The following is a 26,346-nucleotide window of genomic DNA, read 5'->3' as shown; positions in this document are numbered from 1 at the left end:
ACTTTGGCCGGTCGGGATGCTTGAAGCAGGAGTTGGAATGGTTACTTATTATTCACCACTAAAGCAAAAGTATGAAAATGATTTTTTTACGACAAGTATTGAAGATGGTTCAATATATCACATTGGGTATTTTTCTACAGGTGCTGCTAATGGGACTATTACATGCCAGCCCAGGAAAAGCTCAAAAAAGTATAGAAAATATATATGTGCACCTCAAAGAAGGTGACCAATCTTTGGAAGAGATATTTAATAATCTGGAGCAACAAACAGGTTTTATGTTCTCTTATCGAAGGAGCGATGTTTCTACAGACAGCTTTGTGAGCAATTACTCAAAAAGCTCATTAGCTGAAGTTCTGAGAGATATTGCTAAAAACAACATGCTCTACTTTAAGCGTGTAAACAACAACATCAGTGTTAAAAAACTTGATAAACCACAACAACTCCGTGTAGAAGAACAGTTTGATAAGCCTATGAAGCAACAAATGCGCATTACAGGAACTGTTTTATCTGATAGAGAAGGTGAGCCTTTGCCCGGTGTTAGTGTATTAATTAAAGGAACAGTAAATGGTACAACCTCTGACCTTAATGGTAAGTATGCGATTGAAGTTAATACCGATGCAGTTTTACAATTTAGCTATATTGGTTATCAGACTATTGAAGTAGAGGTTGGTAATCAAAGTGTAATAGATGTTTCTTTAGTTGATGATACCCGCCAATTAGAAGAGGTTGTAGTAGTTGGATATGGCACGCAGAAAAAAAGTGATTTAACTGGAGCATTGGTTTCTGTTTCTGGCGATAAGCTTAAGAGCATGATGACCACCTCACTAGATCAGTCTTTGCAGGGTAGAGTAGCAGGTGTACAAGTTACTACAAACTCTGGTCAGCCGGGTGGTGGTATCTCCGTAAGAATTAGGGGTGCAAACTCTATCAATGGTTCCAACGAACCACTTTATGTGGTAGATGGTATTCCGATTTCGGGAGATGCAGGAGGTACTGCTGTTGGGTTCGATTGGGCTGGTGGTGGAAATGGCCAAACAGCAGTGAGTGCTTTGGCAACCATTAACCCCGCAGATATAGTTTCGGTAGAAGTACTGAAAGATGCCTCTGCAACCGCCATTTATGGTTCGAGAGCTGCCAATGGTGTAGTTTTAATTACCACCAAAAGAGGCAAGTTTGGTGAGTCTAAATTTAATTACGACGCTTACTATGGCATTCAGCAGCCAAGCAAATATCTGGAAGTGATGAACCTGCAAGAATATGCAGACTACCAAAACGAGAGAGCCATTGAAAGAGGTGTTGAACCACGAGTTGAATTTATGGATCCATCGCTTTTAGGAGATGGTACAAATTGGCAAAAAGAGATATTTAGAGAAGCTGCCATCCAGAGTCATCAACTTTCAGTTTTAGGAGGAAGTGAAAAAACGCAATATGCTATTTCAGGTGGATACTTTAAGCAAGAAGGTACTGTAATAGGTTCGGGTTTCGAGCGCTTTTCACTCAGAATGAATGTGGATAACCAAACCAAAGATTGGTTTAAGATCGGTAATAGCATGATGTTTAGCCGAACAGATGAGCGTATTACTTTGAATGACGATGAAGGTGGCGTAGTTAGTACAGCCATTACACAAGCACCAGATATTCCTGTTTATAATATTGATGGAAGTTATGCTGGCCCGACTATAGATGGTTCTAATACAGGTATTACCAATCCGGTAGCCATGGCACTTGAGCGCGATCTAACATTAAAGAGAAACCGCTTGCTTACTAATCTTTATGGTGAAATTACTTTCTTCCAAGGGTTAAAGTTCCGTTCGGAAATAGGTGCTGATGTGCAGTTTTCTGATAACTATGGTTTCAATCCAACTTATCAATGGGGAACAGTGGTGAACAATAGAGCTAATTCGAGAAGAAGAAAAAATCAAAGCCTGTTCTACATCCTAAAAAATTACCTCACCTTTAATCGTACTCTTTTTAATCGCCATAATTTAACCTTAATGGCGGGTCATGAAATTCAGGAGTCGAGCTGGGAAAACATGATGGCTGGCAGACAAGATTTTGTATCAAACGATATACAAGAATTAAATGCCGGTGATCCTACCACAGCGGTTAACTCACAAGGTAAAGGCAGTGCAACTTTACAGTCTGTTTTTGGGAGATTAAATTACGATTTCGACGATCGCTATCTATTAACCTTTACTATGCGTGCAGATGGTTCGTCTAAATTTGGCCCGAGTAATAAATGGGGTTATTTCCCATCAGCAGCAGTTGCTTGGAAGGTTAATAACGAAGATTTTTTTAATGTTCCTACAATCAACCAATTTAAGTTGAGACTAGGTTGGGGTATGGTAGGTAATGAAGGTATTCCGGGATATGCTTATGGAGCTGCCATGGTTTCTAGAGGAACTCCATTAGGAACCGGTTTTGTACCTGCCAATATCCCTAATCCAGAAGTGCAATGGGAATCTTCAGAACAGTATAACCTTGGTCTCGACCTCGAATTATTTACCAGTCGCTTAAACCTTACTGTAGATGTTTATCAAAAAAATGTAGACAATCTATTGATTACTTTACCAATGCCAAGTTACATGGGTGGCGGTAGCTGGATGGGCATTAGTGAACCTTGGGTAAATGCCGGTGAAGTAGAAAATAAAGGGGTAGAAATTATGCTCAACACGGTAAATGTTACCAAAGGAGCTTTTGAATGGTCAACTGATGTAGTGTTCTCCCGAAACATCAATCAAGTAAAATATATAGGTGGAGAAACAGGTGTAATCTTCGAAACAGTGCAATGGTTTAATACGGTAACCAGAACCACAGAAGGTTACCCAATGGGTATGTTTTATGGGTTTAGAACCGATGGAATCTTTAATAATCTCGAAGAAATTAGCGCTCATGCCGAGCAAAATAGTAGGGTAGATAGAGCTTCTGGCGTGTATCCGGGCGATATCAGGTTTAAAGATTTAAATGATGATGGAGTAGTGGATGACAACGACCGAGAAAATATTGGCAACCCGAACCCAGATTTTACTTTCGGTTTTAATAATCACTTTTCTTATAAAGGTATCGAATTAACCATTACTACCAATGGCTCTTATGGCAATGATATTTACAACTTTGCTAGAAGAAATGCAGAAGGAATGAGAAACCTTTTTGCTAATCAACTAGAATCTGTAAATGATAGAGCTCGATTAGGAATGTACGATGAAAGTGTTGGGCTCAACGACCCAGCAAATGTGTATGTAATTAATGAAGGTACTGAAATGCCAAGAGCTATCAATACCGATCCAAATAATAATACCCGTATTTCCGACAGGTATGTAGAAGATGGTAGCTACTGGAGAATTCAAAACATCATACTTGCTTATACGCTTCCAGAAAAGCTGATACATAAAATCAGTTTACAAAAGCTGAAAGTCTATGCCAATATTCAAAACCTCTATACAATAACAAATTACACAGGGTTTGATCCTGAAATTGGGGCTTATAACCAGAATCCACTTTTACAAGGAGTTGACAATGGTCGCTATCCATTACCAAGAGTCTATACTTTCGGTATAAATGTAGATTTCTAATCTGCTCATTCATTATCAAACATTTTAAAAATCGAGAAAATGAAAAAACTACATATAAGATTTAGATTGTTGGGCTTAATGATTTTGCTAATGGTGTCTGGCAGTTGCAACGAAGATTTTTTAGATAGACCGCCAGAAGACCAACTCGTAATTGATAATTTCTATAGTAATCCAGAACAAGTAAACGCAGCAACCGCAGCACTATATGGTTTCCCTTGGTTCACCATAAACGATAAGGCACTTTGGAGCATAGGCGACGCCATGTCTGGCAACTTGTGGACAAACGATGGAAACATTGGTCAGTTTTATACATTTGGTGTCAATCAAAATAACCCACATTTATTCGAGGCTTGGGAGTCTTTATACAGAGTGGTCGCTTATGCCAACTCGGTTATCCTAAATGTTCCGCAACAAGCTAGTGAATCTGTATCAGAAGAACTTATAAACAGAGCTGTCGGAGAAGGCAAATTTATGCGAGCGACGGCTTATTTCTATTTGGTGAGACTTTTTGGTGAAGTGCCAATTATAGAAGACAATAGTAAATATGCCTTCGACCCACTAATACCGAAAAACCGAGTAGAAGATGTATATACTTTAATAGAACGCGACCTTAAATATGCAGAAACTTATTTGGCAGATGAGTACAGTGGCAGAGATGTAGGAAGAGTAACCACATGGGCAGCCAAAACCTTATTGGCTAAAGTTTACCTTACTTTAAAAGATTACCAAAATGCGAAAGTTTACGCCGAAGATGTAATTGTAAATAGTGGTCGTAGCTTGTTGCCGAATTATGCCGATCTCTTTATGGCAGCAAATAATAACAACCAAGAATCGCTTTTTGCTTTACAATGGATGGCATGTGTAGACTGGGGAACGCAAAACACCACACAAGCATATTGGGCAAGAACTGGTGAGTTAACCGGAGTTGGAGACGGCTGGGGTGGATACACTTCTGCTACCATCGATCTGCAAAACGATTTCGAAGAAAATGATAAAAGGAGAAAAGCTACCTACATGCAGTATGGAGATTTTTACAGTGAGTTAAAATCTGCTGATGGTGGTTACCATTATGACATAGTGAATGACAATGAAGGTAGAGGCCCTGCAAATACACATGTCAAAAAATACGTGATTGGCTCTCCACAAGATAATGATGGTGATGTGTGTTTCATGTCAACTGGTATTAATACCTATATGATCCGTTTAGCCGATGCTTATCTCACTTATGTTGAAGCAGCCATTGGCGATCAAGCAGAAACTTCAGATGCAAAAGCTTTAGAATATTTTAATGTTGTTAGAACTCGCGCTGGACTTCCTTCTAAAACCAGTGTTTCTTTTCTGGATTTATTGAAAGAAAGAAGAACTGAGTTTGCCTTCGAAAGCCAGTATTGGTACGATTTGCTTCGCTACTATAACCACGATGCACAAGCGATGATCAACATGGTGAGCGCTCAAGAGAAAGGCACTTACCAAGTTGCCGATGACTGGGAAGGAGACGAAAATAATCCAGATGCATATGTAGTGAACTCTGTTAACTATTCCCTTACTGATGATAAGGTAATGCTTCCTATTCCGTCTACCGATGTGGATAAGAATCCGCTTTTGGCACCAGATGTTGCAGCAGAACCTTATCAATTCGATGAATAATCAGTTTTTTTCTAACGACAAACACTATGAAGATGAGATATAATTTTAATGCCTTGAGAATCTTGTTTAATAAAACTAACTGGATTTTCCTGCTATGTATAAGTGCGCTATTTTATGCTTGTGAAGATGATGAACTCGGTGCTCCAGAAATTTATGGTTTAAGAATGACTGATCCTGAAAAGGCAGATTCTCTTTTTACCGGAGGTTCCTTGGGTCAGAATATTGTGATACTTGGAGACAACTTAGGCTCTACTAGGCAAGTATTATTTAACAATGTAGAAGCTTATGTAAATCCTAACTATGTTAGAAATGATAACATTATTCTAAATGTACCTACTGAAGTGCCTACAGAACTCACCAATGAAATTACTGTAATTACTGATGGAGGTGTGGCAACTTATTCTTTTGAGGTAGAAGTTCCCGAACCTGTCGTTGATAATGTTTCTCTCGAAGTACTTTCTGGTGGAGAGACAATTATCATAGATGGAGATTTCTTTTTTTCGAGTGAGGTGAGCATTGGTGGTGTAGCTGCCGAAGTAATTACTGAAACCCAAGATCAATTGGTGGTAACAGTAGGAGAGGGCACAACTGGTGGAGAACTCAGCATTAAAACCTTGTTTGGTGAGAGCAGCTACAAATACGAGATAAACGATATGGGTACTTTGTTACTCGACTTCGAAGATGATGGTGTTAGAGATTGTTGGGCAAAGTTAAATATTATTTCTGTTGATACAGACCCTAAGCCAGTGCCACTCATTACAGGCAATTATGGTCATGCAGAAACAGAAAATATGGGGCAAACTGGTTGGTTTGATCCCGGAGTAATCACCACTTGTGGTTCAGCCGGTGTAAGCGGAACTGCTGAGAATAAAGCAGTAAAGTTTGAAATAAATGTGCCTACCGAAATCGAAGCAGGCTACTATCAGATTACCATAGCCAATACATGGAATTACAGCCTTTCACTTTGGGATGATGCCCCATTTAAAACCGAAGGATGGCAAACTATTACGATACCTCTATCTGAATTTGTAACCGGAGATGGTGTTCCCATCAGTAGTGCCGAAAGCGTTGCTGACTTCCTCTTCGTGTTCAAAATTGATGGAGCTGACGAATCCAATCCGGTATTCAATTGGAATATCGACAACCTGAGAGTAGTCAGTGCTCAGTAAATATCAGATTTTCAATTTCATATTTTAAGTTCCATGAGGATGTATAATTAATGGACAAATCGCGAAGGATGCAGGTTTTACTCGCATCCTTCTTTATTCCTCTCAATCTCTTTCAAATCAATATGCAAAAAATTTATAAGCTAGTATTAGCCATGCTTTGTGGTGCCTTTCCTTTTATGGTTTCGGCTCAACAAACAATCGAAAATATTAAGATCAATCAATTTGGTTATAGACCAACTGATACCAAAGTAGCAGTAATTGCCAACCCACAAGAAGGTGTAAATTCAGATGAAAACTATGTGCCGAGTAGTACTTTAGAAATTAGAGAGACCAGTTCTGGCAATGTGGTTTTTAGCGGAACACCAACTATGTGGAACAATGGCGACACGCACGATCAATCTGGCGATAAAGTCTGGTGGTTAGATTTTTCATCGGTAACTGCTCCCGGTAATTATAGAGTTTATGATGCTGAAAGTAATAAAAGGTCTTTTGCTTTTACGGTTGATGAAGACATTTATAGTCATGTATTAAAGCATGCAGTAAGGGCTTTTTACTATCAGCGTTGTGGCACTCCGAAACTAGCAACTTATGCTGGACAATGGAATGATGAAACCACTTGCCACATACACAATTCGCAAGATTTAGCCAGTAGGTTAGTAACCGCCAAAAATGATGCAGCTACAGAAAAAGAACTGTCTGGCGGCTGGCACGATGCCGGAGATTACAACAAGTATGTAAACTTTACTTACAATACTATGCACAGTTTGCTTTTTGCCTATCAGCAAAATCCATCTGTATTTTTAGATAATTACAATATTCCAGAAAGCGGCAATGGTGTTCCAGATGTGTTGGATGAGATTAAGTGGGAATTGGATTGGTTACTAAAAATGCAGTTAGAAGATGGACAGGTTTTGAGCAAAGTGGCTGTTACAGAATTTCAAGCTGCAAGCCCGCCAAGTTCAGATGCCAGTCCAAGATATTATGGTGAAGCTTCGGCTTCGGCTACCAGAACTTTTGCAAGCATAATGGCGCATGCAGCTAATCTTTATAAAGATCAAGCTCAATTAAGTAATTACGCTGACACTTTGTTATCAGCCGCTGAGCTCTCATGGAATTGGTTGGAAGAAAACCCCGGATACTCCAACTATCAAAATACGGGTTTTAGTAGTGCTAATCCTGAAGTGGATGAGTACAACCAAATGGCAAGGCAGATCGGAGCTGCTGCCATGTTATTTGCTGCAACTGGTAAAGAAAAGTATAAAACCTTTTTTGAAGAAAATTACCAAAACACCCATGCTTTTGAGTGGAGTTATTGGTACCCTTATGAAAATACGATTCAAGATATTATGCTGTATTACAGCTCCTTGGAAAATGCCTCCACTGAAGTGAAACAAGCGATAATAGCTTCTTTTGATAACTCATTTAAAAACCATAATGCAGATTTGCTTACTGCTGTAAATCAGCAAGAAGATGCTTACAGAGCTTTTTTAAAAGAACAAGATTATGTTTGGAGCTCCAACAAAGAAAAGGCTGATGTAGGAAGTATATTTTACAATGCTGCTTTGTATTTGAATGATCAATCAACTGACCAATACGAATCTGCGGCGGAAGATTACCTACATTTTTTATTGGGGGTAAATCCATTTTCTTGGTGTTTTATGAGTAATATGGATGATTTAGGGGCTGAGAAATCTATTGCCGAGATTTACCACAATTGGTTTTCTGATGGTACAGATTACGACAATGCGCATACTTCTCCCTTGGGACCAGCTCCGGGTATTTTGTCTGGTGGAGCCAATTTGTATTATGTTCCCGATGGGGCTTATACAGGCCCAACTTTGGAACCGCCATTAAACCAACCTGTGCAGAAGAGATACCGAGATTGGAACACCAGTTGGCCCGAAAACTCTTGGGAAATCACCGAGCCTGCCATTTATTATCAGGCAAGTTTGGTGCAATTGCTATCCAAATTCGCTTCTGATAAACTGCCAGAAAATTTGGTAACCAATACCGATAAAAAGATGGATGAAAACAGAAACTTATTGGTATACCCAAACCCAATGGAATCTGGAAAGTTTTACATAGATGTGCCCAATGGAATTCACATTCAAGAACTGCAATTGATTGACAGTACTGGAAAAACTATCTGGCAACAAGAAGTGAAAAGTACTGAGCTACGACTTAATGTTGCTATTGATTCCCCTTTACCCCGAGGTGTTTATATGCTACACGCCACCACACAAAGAGGTTCTATTTTTAAAGCTAAGATTTGGTGGAGATAGGATTGTTATATTGTTACATGAAACATCTCAAACTTATAAATATGAAGAACTTGCGGAAGAAATAAATTAGCAGCCTTTTCTACTGAAAAACTAAAATATATCGAAAGTATATTTGTTGATTTTAGTAGCTATGAAATTTTATAATATATATTTTATCGTTCTATTCTTAATCTCATTAGGTTGTTCCAACTCTCAAAATAATGATGAACAGGAAAATTTACGGATTAAAGAAGCTTACCATGAAAATGGAGAGCAGAAACAATTTTATGATGATGGTACTTTAAAAGCTTTGTTAAATTATGATAAAGGTTTTTTGAATGGTAAATGTCTATTTTACTATGATAATGGGAAGTTAAAACAATCTGGAAGTTTTGAAAATAACGAGCCATATGGATTATTTAAATACTATGATTCTCTTGGCAACTTTAAAAGAGAAATAAACTGGATATCAGGTAAAAAAGAAGGGCAATCATTTGATTATTATCCTAACGAGAATATCGTAATGTACAACTATTATAACAATGATACTTTAGTTTATAGTAGATACTATCAGGAAAATGGAGAAAGTAGATCTCGTTTAGGATATCCATTTACTACATACGACTTGCAAAATAATATTTTATCAGTAGGTGACACATTGATTTTAGATTTGAAGGTGATTCCTAATCCACCTCATATTAAGATACAAATCATTCTAGGGAATATTATTGATTCTGAAAAAGAACTTTTTGATTCTCCTACTTATTCAATTTCTTCAGGTCAAGACCTCAAATATAAAAGAGTCTATGATAAGAAAGGAGACTATCAGTTAGGGCTAGTAATTGTATACTTAGATAAAGATTCTGGTGAGAATATTGGGGTTTCAATCTATAAAAACAATGATTTAAAGATAAAAGTTATTTAAAGCTTTTCCACAAATCAAATGAGCATCGCAAAAAAAGTTCTTGGTATTGGCTTAGTTGTTTTGATCTCTATCTTTCTATTTTTTGTCATATATCCTGAAATCCTATTTGACTTATCTGCTTGGAAAACCCAAGAAGTTATTTTTCGACACAATAATGACCAAAACCATCGAATAGAGTTCCAAATGCAAGATCGTGGTGCTGTTGGAATCAACAGAAGAATTGTTGAAGTACAAACTTACTTTTTTATCGATTTCGCCAACAAAATTGACACTAGTAAAATCGATAAAAGCAATTGGCAAAAAGTAGATGAATATGTAAATGAATTGGGGCTAAAGTTTGAATAGTTTTCTAAAACAAATACTCAACTTTGTTTTCATTGTATTTTACAACTATGTATTTGTAATAAGAAATATCATTAATAATTATGTGAGACTCATTAATCTCTCCACTAAATGAGAGCATTATGTAGTCTTGAGATAAAATTGGGTTCTTATAAAACTGACTATAGACAAGGTTTTCTATTTCTTTTTGTATTGATTCAGAAATCGAAATCTTTTTGGAAATGAAAAAAAAGTTTGCTGGTGCTATAGGTAAGTTTGAAAAACTTCCATTAAATTTTAATATTTTTAATTTATCAAAATTGATTTTAACAGCGTAATCGATTGTAATATCATTGATATAATACTCCTCTAGGTAATTTTCGTAATGGCCAATCTCTGAATAGGTAATTAAAACCTTATCATTTTCATCTAAAGATAATTTTGCCACACCATCATTGTAATATTCTCCATCGTTGGGTAATTTAAACTTATCGATAATGTGTTTTTTTAAATTGTCATAGGAATAGCGTTGGCATTTACTATAGTAATTTTCATCAGAAAAATCAAAATTAAATATTTGTTCACCACCACCTGTATCCCAATTAATTGTAAACAAAACTCCATTACGTTGTAAGTTTTTTAGTAGGTTAACAACTTGATCCTCTAATGAATAACGATATGGTAGTTTACTAAAAAGGGACATAAGAATTTCTAATTAACCTAAAACAAAGGCTCAGTTTTATTTACATTGTCTTTTTCGACTACATGCTTGTAATATGAAATATCGTTGATGATTATTTGAGTCTCATTAATCTCCCCACCAAATGAAATAGATATAAGGTCTTGAGTTAAAATGGGATTTTTATAAAACTGGTCTTTAATAAGTTCTTTGAGTTCTTTTTCTAGAGCTGCTGAAATTGAAAACTCTTGTTGAATACGAAAGTAGTCTTCGGATTTAGTAGGAAAACTTGAAAATTCTCCAAAGAAGTTTAATGAACTAAATTTATCAAAGTCGATTTTAAGAGAATGTTCAACTACTATATCATCGATTTCATCTACTTCGTTGTCGTAATCATCATAATAAGCAATTTCTGAGTAGGTAATTAAAACCTCATCATTCTCATCTAATAATAACTTTGCTTCGCCATCATTGTAATATTCTCCTGCGTTGGGTAATTCAAATTTATCGATAATGTGGTCTCTTAATTTGTGAAAAACAGAGTTGTCGTATTTATCATAAACAGGAGTTATATTATTCAAATAAAAATTTACTAATGTGTTATCTCCACCTGCATCCCACTTAATGGTAAGTGTTTCTTCTTTGCTCCTTAAGTCTTTTAGCAAGTCAATCACTTCTTCTTTTAGCGACTTTTCTCTTGGATCGTTTTTCTTTTTATTCCAAAACATGGTTTATCTTAAATGTTTAATTTTTTCTAATTCGTCCATTTTAGGTGAAAACTGCCACTTTGCATGGAATTTAAATGCCTTTAGGATAGACTTTATATTTTGTGATGTCGGAATTAACTGACTCAATACTAATGCCTGATCTAGACCTAAAAACTGTTTGACTAACTGCACACCAAAATCGCTGCAAGTAATGAGCAAACTGGCTTTGTTATTAGAAAGCATAAGCGGTAAGTAAATAAACTCGCGTAGTTTTTCATCTTGAATTTCGGGTACTACTTCTAGCAGTGTTTCAAGATGTTCATTTTTAACAAGCCAATCATTGAGTGTGGGAACCATGCCACTTAAATCTTCTTTGCAGTGTTCGGCAGCAATGTCTCTAACTAAGATTGTTTCAGCATCACTGTTTTTAATATAGTCACCAAATAGCCTAATGCATAGTTCAATGCCATAGGTGTTATGCAACAACATTCTGTGCTTAGCATGGAAATAATGCAATTTGGAAGAATCCATAAACTTATGGATTTCATAATAGTCTTCCGCCTTCCCCCCAAACTTGTGTTCCGATAATAAACTATGTTTCCAAATGTCCATTTTAAGAGTTTACCCTTTAACAGTAAAAGTCAATTATAACAATATTCCATTAGCTTTTAAAAAAGCAATCCCTAAAAAAACTACAAATTTCGCCATTAAAACTAATCAATATAGACTGCTCACTGAAAATTGTTAACCGTTCCCTGTCAACTGATACCTGCTCTCTGTAATCTGTTCCCTGACAACCTGTTTACTGAAAAAAATCCATATTTCTTGCGGATCAATTTTAAAAATGATACTTTCAAATTTACAGGCGCAAATATTTTAGATATGAAAATTTTTACAAACAATGAAATTAATCTTTTGGGAGGCGATCCTCCTGATATTGTTTACGTCAAACTTATTTGCCCAGGATAAAATTAAAGTAACAGGTAAAGTAATAGATAATGAAAAACAGGCTCCGCTAGTTGGTGCTCAAGTTTTCATTGAAGACGGCATCGGTACCCTTACTGATAACAATGGTTACTTTAACCTGATACTCACTGAAGGAGATTATACACTTACAGTTTCTTATTTAGGCTACGAAAGAGTAGAAATTGAACTACATACGGATAATCCGAATGTGGGTGAAATTGCTATGCCTGTTAGTAGAACTAGCTTAAATGAGATTATCGTGAGTGCATCTTTGCAAAATTATCGCGACGATTTTAAAGGTGCCAATTACCGCATTAGTCCAAAAGCCATTAAAAATATCAATCCGCTCAGTACCGAAGAAGTGCTAAGAACGGTTCCCGGTTTAAATATAGTGGGCGATATGGGGCTTTCTAACCGACCGAATATTAGCATGCGTGGCTCTTGGGGTCGTCGATCGAAGAAGGTATTGCTCATGGAAGATGGCTCTCCATCTGCCCCGGCTCCTTATGTAGCTCCGGGAGCTTATTACAATCCGGTGAGTGACCGCATAAAAGCCATTGAGGTGTATCAAGGGGCTGATATGTTGCGCTATGGACCCAACAACATGTATGGTGCAGTGAATTACATTACTGCTTTGCCTCCACAAAAAACTGAACTTAGAATGAAGTTGATAGGAGGGCAGCGTAATTACAAAACCGCATTGTTGTCTTATGGTGGTACATGGAACAACTTAGGTGCTTTGGTAGAAGGTGTTTACAAAAAGTTTGATGGTTTTACTGATAATTCTTCGGTGGAAGTATTGAATCTGAATGCCAAGATATTTGCTAAGCTTTCAGATGATCAATCATTGTATTTTAAGGTAAGTGGACAGTTTGAAGACAATCAAGCTTCTTTGAGTTCTCAAACCCCTTTCACTTTCGAAAATGATCCAACTCAAAACCCATTTGATGCAGATAGGTTTACCATGCGCAGGTATGGAGTAGACATTATCCACAAATGGTTGCCGACAAGCAATATCAGTTTAACTTCGAAAATCTATGCTTCCGATTTCGAGCGCGACTGGTGGAAACAAGTAACCACCAAAGTGAAAGCTTCTGAAGTTGAGTCTTATGTAGGCGATCAGATTTTTAATGATCGATACAGTTATTTGCGAGGTTTAAGCTTTAGTGAAGATGATTATTTACGCGTTGGAAGAATCACCAACGGTAGAGAAAGCACCACTGACAGCCGCTGGGCATTTACAGTATCTGGTATTAAAGAAACCTTTAATATGAGTTGGGGAAATACCGATCAGCCGCATGAGTTGGAAGTGGGTTTTAAACTCCATCAAGAAAGTTACAAAGACCGATCACTTGCGGCAGATAGTTCTCGTTGGGCAAGAAGTGGATATACCACCGCAGATTTAAAATATTACCTCTGGTCTGCTTCGGGTTACATCCGCAATGAGTTTAACCTAAACAAGTTTGGTATTACACCAATTGTAAGGTTTGAGCACATCGATATGTATCGCCAAAATATGCTTAGCTTAAGGTACGATCCAGACATTACAGGTTTAGAAGATGGCAGAGAGTATAATGTCTACGATGTATTAATGCCGGGTATCACGCTTGATTACGAAATACCGAGTGGAGAAATTTTCGGGAGTATCTATCAAGGTTTTATCGCACCGTCTAAAGTATTTGGCTTTTTGGTTGAGCAAGATGGCGTGGTTACAAATCCATTGGCTGGCGAAAGCATCAACATTCAACCTGAGTTGAGTATCAATACAGAAATTGGCTGGCGTGGAATTTTACTCAAAGATCGCATAGACGGTCAGCTTACGTATTTCAATAATACCATCAGAAACTTTTATGCTGGCGGGAGAAACGAAGTATTTTCAGAGTTGGGTAAATTTCACATACAAGGTATAGAAGCTGGCTTAAATGTCAGTTTGTTTGAGACTGGCGATCAGGCTCTGCGTTGGTATGGCAATGTTACTTTGTTAAAGTCAGATATTATTAGCGGTAAACTCACCGACAAAGATTTGTTCAGTCAGGTTATACATAATGATGCGACAATCAATGAATTTATCAACAAGGTAAATGCAAATAGAGATGCTTATGAAATTTATGTTTCCGATGGCAATGGGGGAGAAGCACTCTTAACGGCTGAGTCTTTAACAACAGAAGACTTCCAATCTATTACCAGTGCTACTTTGCAATTTGGTGAAAATGGGGTTGACAATGCTGATGCACCTTATTCTCCGAAAGTCAATTTTAACACCGGTTTCAATTACGATTACAAGCGACTTTCTTTGGGTTTAAGTGCACAATATGTAGGCGAGCAGTTTTCAGAGTTTCATAATTTTAGTAATGAATCTGCTGATGGCGCTATTGGTAAAATTCCATCTTATTTCATTATGGATGCCTTTGCCAATTACGATATCATCTTAAAAGGTAAAACCAATTTAAATGTATTTATCAATGCTAAGAATCTTACAAATAATGTTTATCGTGCATCTCGATTAAACCGAGCTACATCAGGTATTTTCCCCGGTGGGTTTAGACAGATTATTGCTGGTATTAATTTAACTATCTAGTCGCTTAGAACTTTGATAAAAAAAGGTAGTTTTGCGACTAAATCTCTAAGATTAATATCAAGAGTAATGAGAATCCAATTAGTAACTCGCAAAACTGAATTGATTATAGCAGCTTTTTATAAAGCTATTATTCAAATATATTATTCATTACAAGATAAAGAAGTCTGGAAATTTCTGGGCTTCTTTATTTCTTTTAAATCTATAGAAATTCCTTGTGTTAAAAATGGGAGCTTAGCAGGTTTTAGATCTGTTATCAATATTACATTCTTATAAAACTCAATTATTTAACTATCTAATAACATTGTACTACAGTTAATTATTTAAACTAAAAAGCTTATTTTTAGCATGAAATATTTTTACTTTTTATCAATCGCTTTTTTATTATTTTCGTGTAATTTGGAAGAAGATAATGAGTCCGAATCTTCTTCTCAACCAGATCTAAAGAAAAAGGTATTTGCAGACAACGGACAGTTAATGATAGACAAAGCCTTTATCGGTATGAGTCTACAACAACTGAAAGATGTATACAAAAAAGCAGAGTTTGTCTCTGAACCAGTGTATGAATATGGCATTGATGGAGAGTCTGATGGAATAGTTGTAGAAAATGAAGGTGAAAGGCTATTCTTTGTTTGGACGATGGATGGAGTTGATACTATTAATGGCATTACGATTTTATCTCCAGAAATTTTAATCGACAGCAATGTGCATGTTGGTATGTCGCTTAAAAAGTTTATGGAGAGATACCCCAATCAACCACTAGAAATTGATGTATTAGACGATAGGTACGAATCTATTCTCGTTGATTCACTCCGTTATTCGGCTAATTTTTTTACTACAGATTCAACAAGAGTTGGTGTGTATAACCACGATACTCCTAGTGGCGAATTTGTAGAAGTAAAACGACCTGAAGCAACCATAGACAGAATTGCTATTTATAAACGATGAAACGGATAGATTTAAGCCACACAATAGAAGATGGACTGGTAACCTATAAGGGTTTACCCGCACCAATAGTTTGCGATTACATCTCAAGAAGAACTTCAAGAGAATTGTATGAGCCGGGCACAGAATTTCAGATTGGTAAAATCGAAATGGTGAGCAATACCGGTACTTACATCGACTGCCCCTTTCATCGTTACGAAGATGGAAAAGACTTGAGCGAAGTACTTCTAGATAAATTTGTGGGGCTTCCTGCTATAAAAATATCCTTTAATTATAAAGAGCTTGGTCTGGCTATAGAAAAGAAATATTTCGAAAAGCTAGACTTGTCTGGTAAAGCGGTCTTGATACATACCGGTTGGAGCAAAAATTGGAAAACAGATAAATACTTCGAAAACCATCCGTATGTAACCGAAGAAAGTGCCAAATATCTCAAAGAGCAAGGAGTTACTTTGGTAGGTATCGATTCTCATAATATTGATGATACCAGAGGCAAAGGCCGACCGGTTCATACCGTTTTACTCGCCGAAGAAATATTAATTGTAGAGCATCTTACCAATTTGGATAAATTGCCTAAAAATCATTTTACTTTTACGGCAGTACCTCCAAAAATTAAAGGGATGGGCACTTTTCCTGTAAGAGCTTTCGCAGAAATTGCTTAGATTTTTGTATTTTCCATCTACCAAAAGAACTGTACATCATCTAAGATTAAACTAGGTAATGGATTATCAAACATTTCAACCACAAGCAGATTTACAATCGCTCATTAGTTGTTATTGGACGTTAGAAGTACCTGCCGATCCGAATGTAAAAAGGCAGCGAATTGTGCCAGATGGAACCATTGAAATGGCTTTTATTTTGGGTGATGATATAAAGCGATATACTTCGGAAGATGAATTTATATTGCAGCCTCGTGCCATGCTACTTGGGCAAACTATTGAGCCATTTTACATCGAGCCAACAGGTTATGTAAACACTTTTGCCATTCGATTTTATCCTTATGGGTTTGCCAATTTTGTAAATGTGCCCATCAAAACCTTGGCAAATAAAGAGACTCCTATAAGTGTTTTGTTTGGAGATATCACCTCCGAAAAGCTAGAAAAAGCAATAATTGAAGCAACCAATACCGCACAAAGAATTGAGATTATCGAAAAATTTCTCCTCCAAAAACTCAGCGAACAAACTACGGTAGACCAAATAGTAAAGCTAACCATAGATGCGCTTTTATCGACTAAGGGAAAAACGTCTATCAGTGATATATTGAAAGCTGATTTGTCTAAAAGACGTCAGTTGGAAAGAAAGTTTGTACAGCAGATAGGCATAAGTCCTAAACAATTAGGTAAAGTTATTCGCTTGCAAAGTGCCTTAAAAATGATGCTGAATGAAGAAGCTGCTAGCTTGACAAACATTGCTTATGAAAGCGAATACTACGACCAAGCACACTTTATAAAAGATTTTAAGGAGTTTACTGGAATTAGCCCCAAAGAATTTCTGGGTAGTGAAAAAATGAAACTTTCTTCCATTTTCTACAAATAAATTTAGTCTGTCGCATTTTTACAATTTCCTTTCTTATTGGCAGCTTAGTATTGTCTTAACATCTTAATTCAGAATTATGAAGAGAACAATACTCGGTCTAATAATATTAGCCTTGGGCTTTACTGCTTGCGAAAACATTAAAAAGCCTCAACTAGAAAATCAAAATGTAAAAGACATGAAAAGTTATGTTTCAATATTTGAAATTCCAGCTACAGACATTTCACGTGCCATTGAGTTTTATCAAACAATTTTAGATATTAAAATTGAGAAAATGGATATGTCTGAAATGGGTGTGCCAGATATGGTGATGGGCTTACTTCCATATGAAGACCAAATGGTTACGGCTGTAATTATGAAAGGTGAAGGCTACCAACCTTCGGCAAATGGTGTAACTATTTACCTCAATGGAGGAGACAATCTTCAAACAATACTTGACAAAGTAGTGAAAAGTGGAGGGAAAATTATTGTTCCCAAAACTCCTCATGCTGATGAAAGTGGATTCTTTGCTTTGTTCATCGACTCAGAAGGGAATAAAATGGGTTTGCATTCCCCAAATTGATTGAGAAAAAAAGAACTTTTACAAGTTTAATACCGAACTGTTTTTTCATTAATCTCATATCTATTTGCTTTAATCATCAGCTTAAGATTGTTAAGTTTGATGCGAAATAAAGATTGAAGTTGCATGGAGGTTTTAGATCAATTGGGTAAAATAATTAATACACCGAGTCCAGATAAATTAAGAATAGTTTCTTTGGTACCATCACAAACAGAATTGTTGTATGATCTGGGTTTGAATGAAGAAGTATTTGGTGTAACCAAGTTTTGTATTAAACCAGAAAACTGGCGTAAGCAAAAGACAGTTGTTGGTGGAACAAAAGCAGTCAAGTTTGAGAAAGTAGCTGATTTGCAGCCCAATCTAATTTTAGCAAATAAAGAAGAAAACGAAAAAAGCCAAATCGAACAACTTGCAGAAAAGTATCCTGTTTGGACGAGTGACATTCAAACATTGGAAGAAGCCTTGATGATGATAAAAACGGTTTCAACCATTGTTGGAAAAGAGGGGAGAGGCACTGAGATTATTGATCGAATAACAACTGGATTTAATACACTTAATAATGTTAAAACAGCAGAAAACTCATCAAAAAAATCGGCAGCTTACTTTATTTGGCGCCAACCTATGATGCTTGTTGGTGGAGATACATTTATTAATGAAATGATGGACTTTGCTGGTTTTTATAATGTCATGGCAGATCAAAATAGATATCCCGAAGTAGATAAGGAAACCTTGCAAAATCTAAATCCAGACTATATACTACTTTCTTCTGAGCCATTTCCATTTGCAGAAAAACATATTCCTGAGTTTCAAGAAATTTGTCCGAATGCTACAATTCTTTTGGTAGATGGAGAGATGTTTTCTTGGTATGGTAGCCGGCTTTTAGTTGCACCTGCTTACTTCAAATCAATCATTAAGTCTCTTTAAAAGAGCTTTTAATATTATCTGGTGCTAAAGGTGAATGGAGCACTTTTTCATTAAAAATTGGAAGCGTAAAAAAGAAAGTACTGCCTTCGCCCACTTTAGATTTTATCCAGATAGAGCCTCCATGTAGTTCTACAATTTTATGGCAATGTGTTAAGCCGATTCCGGTACCTTCGTATTGGCTACGTTTGTGTAATCTTTGAAAAATCTCAAATATCCTCTGGTTAAACTTTTCATCTATCCCAATGCCATTATCTTCTATAGCGAACTCCCAATAATGCCCAACTTTTCTAGATGAAATATGAATAACAGGGGAGACATCCTGTTTTCTAAACTTAATGGCATTGCTTATCAGGTTTTGAAAAAGCAACCTTATCTCTGTTTTAAAAGCAATAATTTTGGGTAGTTCATTAATTATTAAGGTGGTGTTGGTTTCACCTATATATGGAATCATATCTTGTTGAATGCTTTTAATTATGCTTAGACAATCAACTTCTTCCATTTCTTTATCACCGCCAATTCTGGCATAATCGAGTAATGCTTTTACAAGATCGCGCATTCTACCGGTAGACTCTGTAATAAAGTTTAAATACTTATTAGCATCAGTACCAAGCTGGTTATGATACTTTTTATGTAATAGCTCACCAAATGTGGTAATGGTGCGTAGTGGCTCCTGTAAATCGTGAGAAGCAATATAGGCAAACTGTTCTAGCTCTTTATTTTTCTGTTCCAGCTTCTTCACATACTGCGATGCCAGCATTTCTTCAATGGCTTTTCTTTGGGTAATATCTTGCCTTATGGCTAAGTATCTATATATTTTACTATTCTCATCTCTAAAGGGAATTATGGATGTGTGCACCCAATAGTATGTGCCATCTTTGGCCTTATTTTTCACCTCACCAATCCACACTTTACCAGCTTTAATTGTTTTCCATAAGTCACGAAAAAAGTCTTTGGAGTGATAGCCTGAGTTTATAATTGAGTGTGTTTTGCCTAATATTTCTTCTCTTTTAAATTTAGAAATCTCACAAAACTTATCATTTACATAATTGATTATACCTTTTTCATCGGTAAATGCGATAATAGAACTCTGGTCTAATGCATATTTAAATTGCATTAACTCTTGATTAGTAGCTGTTAGAGATTTTTCAAGCGAAGTTTTCTTCTCATCAGATTTATTAAGCCCAAAAGCAATAGTTGAAATGTAAACAATGCATAGTACAAGAAACAAAGCTGTAGAAATTACTACTCCGAAATCGTAGCTAATTAACTTATTGCTTAATAGTTCTAGTAAAATGTAATTTTGAACTATAGGTAGAAAAATAATAAAAGGTAAAAGTCTTCTAAATAGCTTATTGCCAGAATGCTCTCCAGTTAAAAGACCAATTACTCCTTTATTATTAAATTTTAATAGCAATGTAAACGAAAGTACAAAAAATAATACCGAGGTGTGTAATGCCATACTGTTGAAAAAAAACATCCTGCTTTTTACTGGTATTAATAGTAGAAAAGATAATATTGATATAAGTGATAGGATGTTTACCAAGTGTAAACATTGAATAATGGCTGAAATTATTTTTTGTTTTTTTTTATGTATTCCCCAAAAACATAGGCTTATTAAAAAAAAGCAAAAAGCAGTAGATGGAGACATTCTACCAGGATAAGTAGTTGAATATCTGTCAGTAACAAAAAAATTATCTATTACAGATTGGTATTTAAAGATGTATTCTGTTAAGGTAATACCCGAAATAAGCAGTATAAAAAGTGCTACAAACTTATTTAATGTTTTAAAGGTTGGTTTATCTCTAAATGATAATATGAGTCCTACAGAAGTGAAAAGGAATAGGAGGGCAGTATTAAATTTCATTGTAGAGCTATTGGGAAGTATACTAAGCAATATGTCTATATTGAGAAGCCAACCCGTAATTACTGCCAAACTGATGAGTAATGTTAGTAATGCAACAAAAAATACTATTCGTAATTTTTTATTTGATACCAGATTTATCATGAAAATATGGATAGACAGCAAACAAATAAACCTATTTTTGATTTATTTAAAATTTTGCTGTCGTTAATTTTAGATTAATGGATAGTTAGTAATGCTAATTAATCAAGTTTAGCTATTTAAAATTTGGGGAAATGTAGGTGAAAAGTTGTTCCAATACCAGGAGTACTTTCAACTTCTACATATCCATCGTTTGTTTCCATAATAGATTTTACCAAAAATAAACCAATACCATTACCAGAAACATGATTGTGAAATCTTTTAAACATCTTAAAGATTTTATCTTCTTGAGATTTAAGGTCCATACCCAATCCGTTGTCTTTAATTGTTAGTATTGTATAATTATAATTGGTTCTAACACTGTACTCAAGCTTAAGTTTCTTTTTTAAATCTCGATACTTAAAAGCATTAGATGTTAGGTTTTGAACTACACTGTTCATTAAGTCTTTACTAAAAGATATTTCAGTGTCGCAAGATTTATCAATATGAATATCTATATAGTCTAGCGATTGAGGAACTATGGTGTTCCTAATTGCTTTTTCAATTTTGAGTTTCAGATTAAGTGTTTCTGCACCTTCCTGATTTTTCTCTTTAACTAGAATAGTTATTAGTGAGTTTAATTTGTGTGTAAGTAACTCGAGCGATTCGTCTGCCAAATCTAATAACCGATCTTTTTCTTCATCACTTTCAGAATATTTCAATAAACTCAATATTCCTTTTAAAGATGAAATTGGAGCGTTCAAATCATGAGAGACTACAAAGGCAAATTGTTGTAACTTTTCATTGTAAGACTTTAACTTTTTGTTTGTCATTATTAAAGTCTTTCTCATTTTAAACCTTTCTATTGCATAGCTTATAGATCGCTCTATAGAACTACTGCTAAATTCTCCTTTAATCAGGTAATCTTCGGCTCCCAGTGCAACCGCTTGTATACCCATATTTTTATCATTAAAACCTGTGAGAATTATTACAGGTGTAGCCCCATATTTTTGCTGTACCAATCTAAGTGTTTCTAGCCCATCGCTATCTGGTAAAGACAGATCGAGAATAATTACCGTAGGTAAAAAATCGATTTCAAATTTGTCTAAAGCCGATATTTTTTCTGCAATTTCTAGTCTGGCATTGGCATACTCGGTTTCTGCTAAAAATACTTTAAATATCTCTTGATCAGCATAGTTGTCTTCAATTAACAAAATCCCCGTACTTCGTACTGATTGCTTTGTGTCTGCCATGTTAGTAAGTTAGTTTGAGTTTATTAATACTACGGTTTCGAGCCAAAATTTATTAATTCTATCTGCAATTGATATGTATTCATTTAAATTTTTAGGCTTTCTTAGGTAGCAGTTTGCGTAATTTTTGTAGCAGTTAACAATATCGTTTTCTAGGATGGAAGTTGTTAAGATAATTACCGGAATATGCAGCATTTGCTTATTATGCTTTAACCAAGTAAGCACTTCTATTCCAGTAATTTTTGGAATGTTGAGATCAAGAATAATAATATCTGGCTTTTGATTAGCATTGTTTTGTAGATAATTGATGGCTTCTTCTCCATCAAAACAGTTAGTAATGCTAGTGTTTTGATTTTTTTCGCTTAGTAATTCTTTAAAAATAAGACAGTCTGCTTCATTGTCTTCTATATGTAAGACATTAAAAGTTCTTTCATAGTCTTTAGCGTCAATATTCATGGCTTACAATTTTTTTGAAATGGTAAAATAAAATACACTTCCTTGGTCTTTGTTGGATTCAACCCAGATTTTACCATCGTGCTGGGTAACGATTTTTTTACATAGTGTGAGTCCTATGCCATTACCTGAATATTCTCTTTTTGTATGCAGCCTTTTAAATAGCTTGAATATTCGATCATAAAAATTTGCATCTATTCCAATACCATTGTCTTTAACACTAAAGAGCCATTCATTTGCAGTTTCGTTAAATGAAATCTCAATCTTAGGGTTTACATTTTCTTTTCTGTATTTAATTGCATTTGAGATGAGATTGTGAAATAGCTGTGTTATTAGAACTGGTATACCTTTAATAATTGGGAGGTCTCCAAAAGTAATTGTTGCATTACAATTCTCTATTTGCTCTTTTAAAAGATTTACAGCTTTTTTAATAATCAGATTAATGTTTACTGAAGTGTAATCGTAAGGATGGCGAGTTAGTCTGGAATAGTATAATAAGTCGTCTATAAGGTGTTGCATATGGGAAGTGCCTTCTGTAATTAGTGTAAGGTACTTCTGTTCTGCTTCATCTAATTTACCATCCAGTTTTTTACTCAGAAGTTGAGTAAATGTGGCTATTTGCCTTAGGGGTTCTTGTAAGTCGTGAGATGTTACATATGCAAAGTTTTCTAACTCTTCATTGCTTTCTTTAAGAGATTTAACTGACGTTTTAAGTTCTTGTGTAACTTTTTCTAAATGAGCAGTTTTTTTCTCCACTTCAATCTGAAGCTTTTTATCAGCCTCTTTCATGTTATTAAGATCTAAAAGTGAACGATAATGATCGATTAATTTTGGAATATCACCCTTCAGTTGGAAGAGATGACTTTTGATAATCTTATTGTAATGGTGGATGAAGTCTCCGAAAATGGGAGGTCTACTGCTTTCAATCTTTAAAAATTCAGGTAAAAAATTGAGATTAGTAGTGTAAGTAGATAGTTTAAAATACTCTTTAGAAAGTCTTTGATTCAGAAAAGTTTTTTCCTTTGGGTATGCGGTAACATTGACTACAATTTGGTGACTGTGGAACATGAATTTTAAAAACTCTGTAGGAGTAGTAAATCCATTGACAGCTATTGTAGAAGTATGAGAATTGATAGTTTTTTGGTTGAAAAAATCAAATTTTTTAATCAATGAGCTCTATTAATTAATAAAAATGGGAAAAAACTACTTTATATTACAGAATCTATGTGTAGAACATAAATTATTTCGGTTAGGCAATATATTATCCATGTATGATTTAAATAATAATTAAAAAAAAATGCTTATTTGCGGTAAGAATTGATTGTTTGAAATTTTATAGATACTGGATAAATGGTATCTATATTACTTATAATAATGTTGCAGATACAATATTGTATAAAAAAGTTAAAATCTTACATCAGTAAAAAAATGTTGTATATTTAATATTTATATATTTAAGATATTAGTTTGTAGGTTGTTTCATACATATAATTTGGTAATAGTAGTATAAGCAAGAATATTGCATTGCTCTACTTAACATAAGCTTAATTATTGAATTTTTGTAAGAGGCTTTAAAATCCCATATTAAACCAGTCTATCAAGTGAATTAATAACTACAGTTAATAATATATTTTAGCTAAATATAGATGAAAGGTAACTTTATTATTCATGATAAAGCAAAGCAATACCAATGGTCAGGAGATTGTTTTCTTTCCATAAAATCTTTTCATTCTGGAAAGGCAAATTATCAAGTTGGATTTAAACATTACCAAGTTTATCCCGAAAAGTTTCTAGTTTTAAATGAATGCAGTAAGTATAACTTAACCATTGATAATCAGATAGAAACAGAATCATTTTGTGTGTTTTTTTCTCCAGAATTTGTATCTAAGATTGTTTCATCTAATTTCTCGAATCATGAGCAATTATTAGATTTTCCCCAATTAGAAAGTGGCGGAATGCAGTTTGTTGAAAGACTATATAACCACAATAGTCACATTACAAATCAGCTTTTATATGGCAAAAATTATTTATTGCAGTCTGAGTCAACTCTGCAAAAAGAACAGTTTTTTCACCAGTTGCTCAACGCTTTAGTTTTACACAATAAGGAAGCTCTTCGTGAATCTGATAAACTTGTGTTAAAGAAAAAATCGACCCGAATAGAAATTTATGAGCGACTCCATTTAGCTAAAGAATTTATAGATTCCAACTTTGCAGATGATCTCAGCCTTCAGCAGATTTCGATAGTGGCACTTCTTTCAGAAAATCATTTTTTGCGATGTTTTAGCCAAGTGTTTGGCACGTCGCCATTCAAATATATTTCGCATCTGAGGATATCTGAAGCTTGTAAGCAGCTTAAAGAAACAGATAAACCTATTAATGAAATTGCTATGAGTGTGGGATATTCAAGTATTAGTAATTTTAGCTTTTATTTTAAAACTATTGTGGGAGTATCTCCATCTAAGTATAAAATGGTGATATATAGTAAGCCTAAAACTGTGTATTCTATTTCTTTTGACAAAAAGAAAAAATGAAAGCAGCATCAGTATTTACCATTTGTATTTTAGTCTCATTTACACTCAAGGCAAGCGATATGATCGACTCAATTAAATCTGTATTAAAACAAAAAGATATTTCTAAAACCATTGCATTAATTCAAGCTAAACCAGAAATTTTGGAAACTAGCGACAAAAACGGAAGCTCAGGTTTTATGCTTATTGCTTATAGTGGTTTACAATCTGCTTTAGAAGAAGCTATTTCACTCAAAAAAGCTTTCACTTTTCATGAAGCTATTGTATCAGGACAAATAGCAATTGTAGGAGAATATTTAAATAACAAAGATAAAGCCTTTGTAAACTTATATTCTAGTGATGGTTTTACACCTTTGTCACTAGCAGCATTTTTTGATCAAACTGAGATTGCCATTTTGTTGCTAGAAAATGGCGCTGATCCAAACTTGCAGGCTACAAATCCTTCGAAAGTAAATGCATTACATTCTGCTGTTGCCAAAGAGAATCTTGATTTATGCAAAAAACTGATAGATTTTGGCGTAAATGTAAATGCAGTTCAAATGCAAAACGTAACGGCATTGCATTCAGCATCCCACAGAGGAAATCTAGAATTAGTGAAGTTACTTGTTGAAAATGGTGCAGACACTGAACTCAAAATGGAAAATGGAGACTCAGCACTTAGCATTGCTGAAAGAGAAAACAAAACTGAAGTAGCTGAGTATTTGAAGCAAAAATAATTTCAATTTGCTCATTAGCTACTTTATCTTAAAATCAATCAATGTCGAAAAAACTATGGCATCTTTTTGAGTCCACTTTTGGTAAATGATGCCTGTGCCAACACTGATGTATGTTTCTATTTTTTCATTTGGCATATCTTCGGTTATAATCTCATATTTATGGCATTTAAATTTGCCTACTGGAGTTTTGATCTTTTCAACACCTTTATAAACTTTTATATGGTTTACCTCATAGGTGATGTATTCTAAATCTTGGGTTTTATCAGGTTTTTTATAAAATAGAATTTCTTCATAATTTCCTTTCTGATCTGTAGCGAAAGTGTCCAATTCCACTTGCCCTTCAGCAGTATTTCTTACTGTAAAATCATCACCAAATTCGTTTAAAACATACCAATCTTGATTGTTGAATTTTAAAACTTCCTTTATCGAATTGGTGATGGTATCTATCTCTTCTGAGCCATCATAATAAATGGTTTTTTGTTCGTAAACCCAGTAATTATCTAATTTTAAAGGGATTAAATCTTGAGCCTTTAAGCTATTGGAGACTAACATCACTAAAACAATATAACTAATTGGATAAAGTTTAGGAGCAAAAATATCATGAAACATAGCAAAAATTAATGATTGAAGTAGTTAAG

The 26,346-nt window shown here is 34.9% G+C and carries 22 protein-coding genes; 14 read left to right on the top strand and 8 right to left on the bottom strand.

The features are described 5' to 3' along the window. Positions 1-71 precede the first annotated feature (71 nt). The 6 genes from OQ292_RS29670 (at position 72) to OQ292_RS29645 (ending at position 9,919) form a co-directional block, all read left to right on the top strand. Positions 72-3,572, top strand: a complete 3,501-nt coding sequence (locus OQ292_RS29670; RefSeq protein WP_284687911.1) for a SusC/RagA family TonB-linked outer membrane protein — start codon at positions 72-74, stop codon at positions 3,570-3,572. Between the two features lie 39 nt (positions 3,573-3,611). Then, the gene (locus tag OQ292_RS29665) at positions 3,612-5,219 is read left to right on the top strand and encodes a RagB/SusD family nutrient uptake outer membrane protein (protein ID WP_284687910.1); all 1,608 of its coding nucleotides are present in this window, start codon (positions 3,612-3,614) and stop codon (positions 5,217-5,219) included. 32 nt (positions 5,220-5,251) lie between these two features. Then, a complete protein-coding gene (locus OQ292_RS29660) occupies positions 5,252-6,388 on the top strand; it encodes a glycan-binding surface protein (RefSeq protein WP_284687909.1) in 1,137 nt (378 codons plus the stop codon). A gap of 122 nt (positions 6,389-6,510) precedes the next feature. After that, positions 6,511-8,670, top strand: a complete 2,160-nt coding sequence (locus OQ292_RS29655; RefSeq protein WP_284687908.1) for a glycoside hydrolase family 9 protein — start codon at positions 6,511-6,513, stop codon at positions 8,668-8,670. Positions 8,671-8,800: 130 nt separating this feature from the next. After that, positions 8,801-9,574: a toxin-antitoxin system YwqK family antitoxin gene (locus OQ292_RS29650; protein ID WP_284687907.1), complete on the top strand. Its 774-nt coding sequence runs from the start codon at positions 8,801-8,803 to the stop codon at positions 9,572-9,574. Positions 9,575-9,592: 18 nt separating this feature from the next. Continuing rightward, on the top strand, positions 9,593-9,919 hold the full coding sequence (locus OQ292_RS29645; RefSeq protein WP_284687906.1) for a hypothetical protein: 327 nt from the start codon (positions 9,593-9,595) through the stop codon (positions 9,917-9,919). A gap of 4 nt (positions 9,920-9,923) precedes the next feature. Here the strand turns inward: OQ292_RS29645 and OQ292_RS29640 are convergent, their stop codons facing one another. From OQ292_RS29640 to OQ292_RS29630, 3 genes are read right to left on the bottom strand one after another with little or no spacing between them, the layout of a single operon-like run. Beyond that, positions 9,924-10,598 carry a hypothetical protein gene (locus tag OQ292_RS29640; RefSeq protein WP_284687905.1) on the bottom strand — a complete coding sequence of 225 codons (675 nt, stop codon included), beginning with the start codon at positions 10,596-10,598 and terminating at the stop codon, positions 9,924-9,926. Between the two features lie 17 nt (positions 10,599-10,615). Continuing rightward, positions 10,616-11,302 carry a hypothetical protein gene (locus tag OQ292_RS29635; protein ID WP_284687904.1) on the bottom strand — a complete coding sequence of 229 codons (687 nt, stop codon included), beginning with the start codon at positions 11,300-11,302 and terminating at the stop codon, positions 10,616-10,618. 3 nt (positions 11,303-11,305) lie between these two features. Beyond that, positions 11,306-11,893, bottom strand: coding sequence for a DUF6915 family protein (locus tag OQ292_RS29630; protein WP_284687903.1), 588 nt, complete (start codon positions 11,891-11,893; stop codon positions 11,306-11,308). A 289-nt stretch (positions 11,894-12,182) separates the two neighbouring features. On the opposite strand from OQ292_RS29630, the gene OQ292_RS29625 reads away from it, so the two are divergent. The 6 genes from OQ292_RS29625 (at position 12,183) to OQ292_RS29600 (ending at position 18,780) form a co-directional block, all read left to right on the top strand. Then, a complete protein-coding gene (locus OQ292_RS29625) occupies positions 12,183-14,825 on the top strand; it encodes a TonB-dependent receptor (RefSeq protein WP_284687902.1) in 2,643 nt (880 codons plus the stop codon). Positions 14,826-15,170: 345 nt separating this feature from the next. Further along, positions 15,171-15,770: a hypothetical protein gene (locus OQ292_RS29620; RefSeq protein ID WP_284687901.1), complete on the top strand. Its 600-nt coding sequence runs from the start codon at positions 15,171-15,173 to the stop codon at positions 15,768-15,770. Continuing rightward, positions 15,767-16,426, top strand: coding sequence for a cyclase family protein (locus tag OQ292_RS29615; protein ID WP_284687900.1), 660 nt, complete (start codon positions 15,767-15,769; stop codon positions 16,424-16,426). Before OQ292_RS29620 ends, OQ292_RS29615 begins: the two co-directional genes overlap by 4 nt. Before the next feature lie 58 nt (positions 16,427-16,484). Then, complete coding sequence (locus OQ292_RS29610; RefSeq protein WP_284687899.1) at positions 16,485-17,300, top strand: AraC family transcriptional regulator; 816 nt, start codon at positions 16,485-16,487, stop codon at positions 17,298-17,300. A gap of 76 nt (positions 17,301-17,376) precedes the next feature. Next, a complete protein-coding gene (locus OQ292_RS29605) occupies positions 17,377-17,859 on the top strand; it encodes a VOC family protein (protein ID WP_284687898.1) in 483 nt (160 codons plus the stop codon). Positions 17,860-17,982: 123 nt separating this feature from the next. After that, complete coding sequence (locus OQ292_RS29600; protein ID WP_284687897.1) at positions 17,983-18,780, top strand: ABC transporter substrate-binding protein; 798 nt, start codon at positions 17,983-17,985, stop codon at positions 18,778-18,780. On the opposite strand, the gene OQ292_RS29595 is transcribed toward OQ292_RS29600, so the two are convergent. The 4 genes from OQ292_RS29595 to OQ292_RS29580 all read right to left on the bottom strand — a co-directional run bounded on the left by OQ292_RS29595 (position 18,767) and on the right by OQ292_RS29580 (position 23,634). Beyond that, a complete protein-coding gene (locus tag OQ292_RS29595; RefSeq protein ID WP_284687896.1) occupies positions 18,767-20,644 on the bottom strand; it encodes a sensor histidine kinase in 1,878 nt (625 codons plus the stop codon). The two genes, OQ292_RS29600 and OQ292_RS29595, sit on opposite strands and share 14 nt — an antisense overlap. Before the next feature lie 257 nt (positions 20,645-20,901). Beyond that, the gene (locus OQ292_RS29590; RefSeq protein ID WP_284687895.1) at positions 20,902-22,014 is read right to left on the bottom strand and encodes a sensor histidine kinase; all 1,113 of its coding nucleotides are present in this window, start codon (positions 22,012-22,014) and stop codon (positions 20,902-20,904) included. A gap of 9 nt (positions 22,015-22,023) precedes the next feature. Next, positions 22,024-22,467 (bottom strand): response regulator, encoded by a 444-nt coding sequence (locus tag OQ292_RS29585; protein WP_284687894.1) that lies wholly within the window; start codon positions 22,465-22,467, stop codon positions 22,024-22,026. Between the two features lie 3 nt (positions 22,468-22,470). Next, a complete protein-coding gene (locus OQ292_RS29580; RefSeq protein WP_284687893.1) occupies positions 22,471-23,634 on the bottom strand; it encodes a sensor histidine kinase in 1,164 nt (387 codons plus the stop codon). A 476-nt stretch (positions 23,635-24,110) separates the two neighbouring features. Here OQ292_RS29580 and OQ292_RS29575 point away from each other — a divergent pair, with 476 nt between their 5' ends. Together OQ292_RS29575 and OQ292_RS29570 are read left to right on the top strand one after the other, a co-directional pair. Further along, complete coding sequence (locus OQ292_RS29575; protein ID WP_284687892.1) at positions 24,111-24,995, top strand: helix-turn-helix domain-containing protein; 885 nt, start codon at positions 24,111-24,113, stop codon at positions 24,993-24,995. Beyond that, complete coding sequence (locus OQ292_RS29570) at positions 24,992-25,708, top strand: ankyrin repeat domain-containing protein (RefSeq protein WP_284687891.1); 717 nt, start codon at positions 24,992-24,994, stop codon at positions 25,706-25,708. The genes OQ292_RS29575 and OQ292_RS29570 overlap by 4 nt, the downstream gene beginning before the upstream one ends. An 18-nt stretch (positions 25,709-25,726) precedes the next feature. On the opposite strand, the gene OQ292_RS29565 is transcribed toward OQ292_RS29570, so the two are convergent. Beyond that, positions 25,727-26,317, bottom strand: coding sequence for a hypothetical protein (locus OQ292_RS29565; protein WP_284687890.1), 591 nt, complete (start codon positions 26,315-26,317; stop codon positions 25,727-25,729). Positions 26,318-26,346 lie beyond the last annotated feature (29 nt).

Source organism: Chondrinema litorale (genome assembly GCF_026250525.1).
Classification (GTDB): Bacteria; Bacteroidota; Bacteroidia; order Cytophagales; family Flammeovirgaceae; genus Chondrinema; species Chondrinema litorale.
This window is presented reverse-complemented; position numbering and strand designations above follow the sequence as displayed.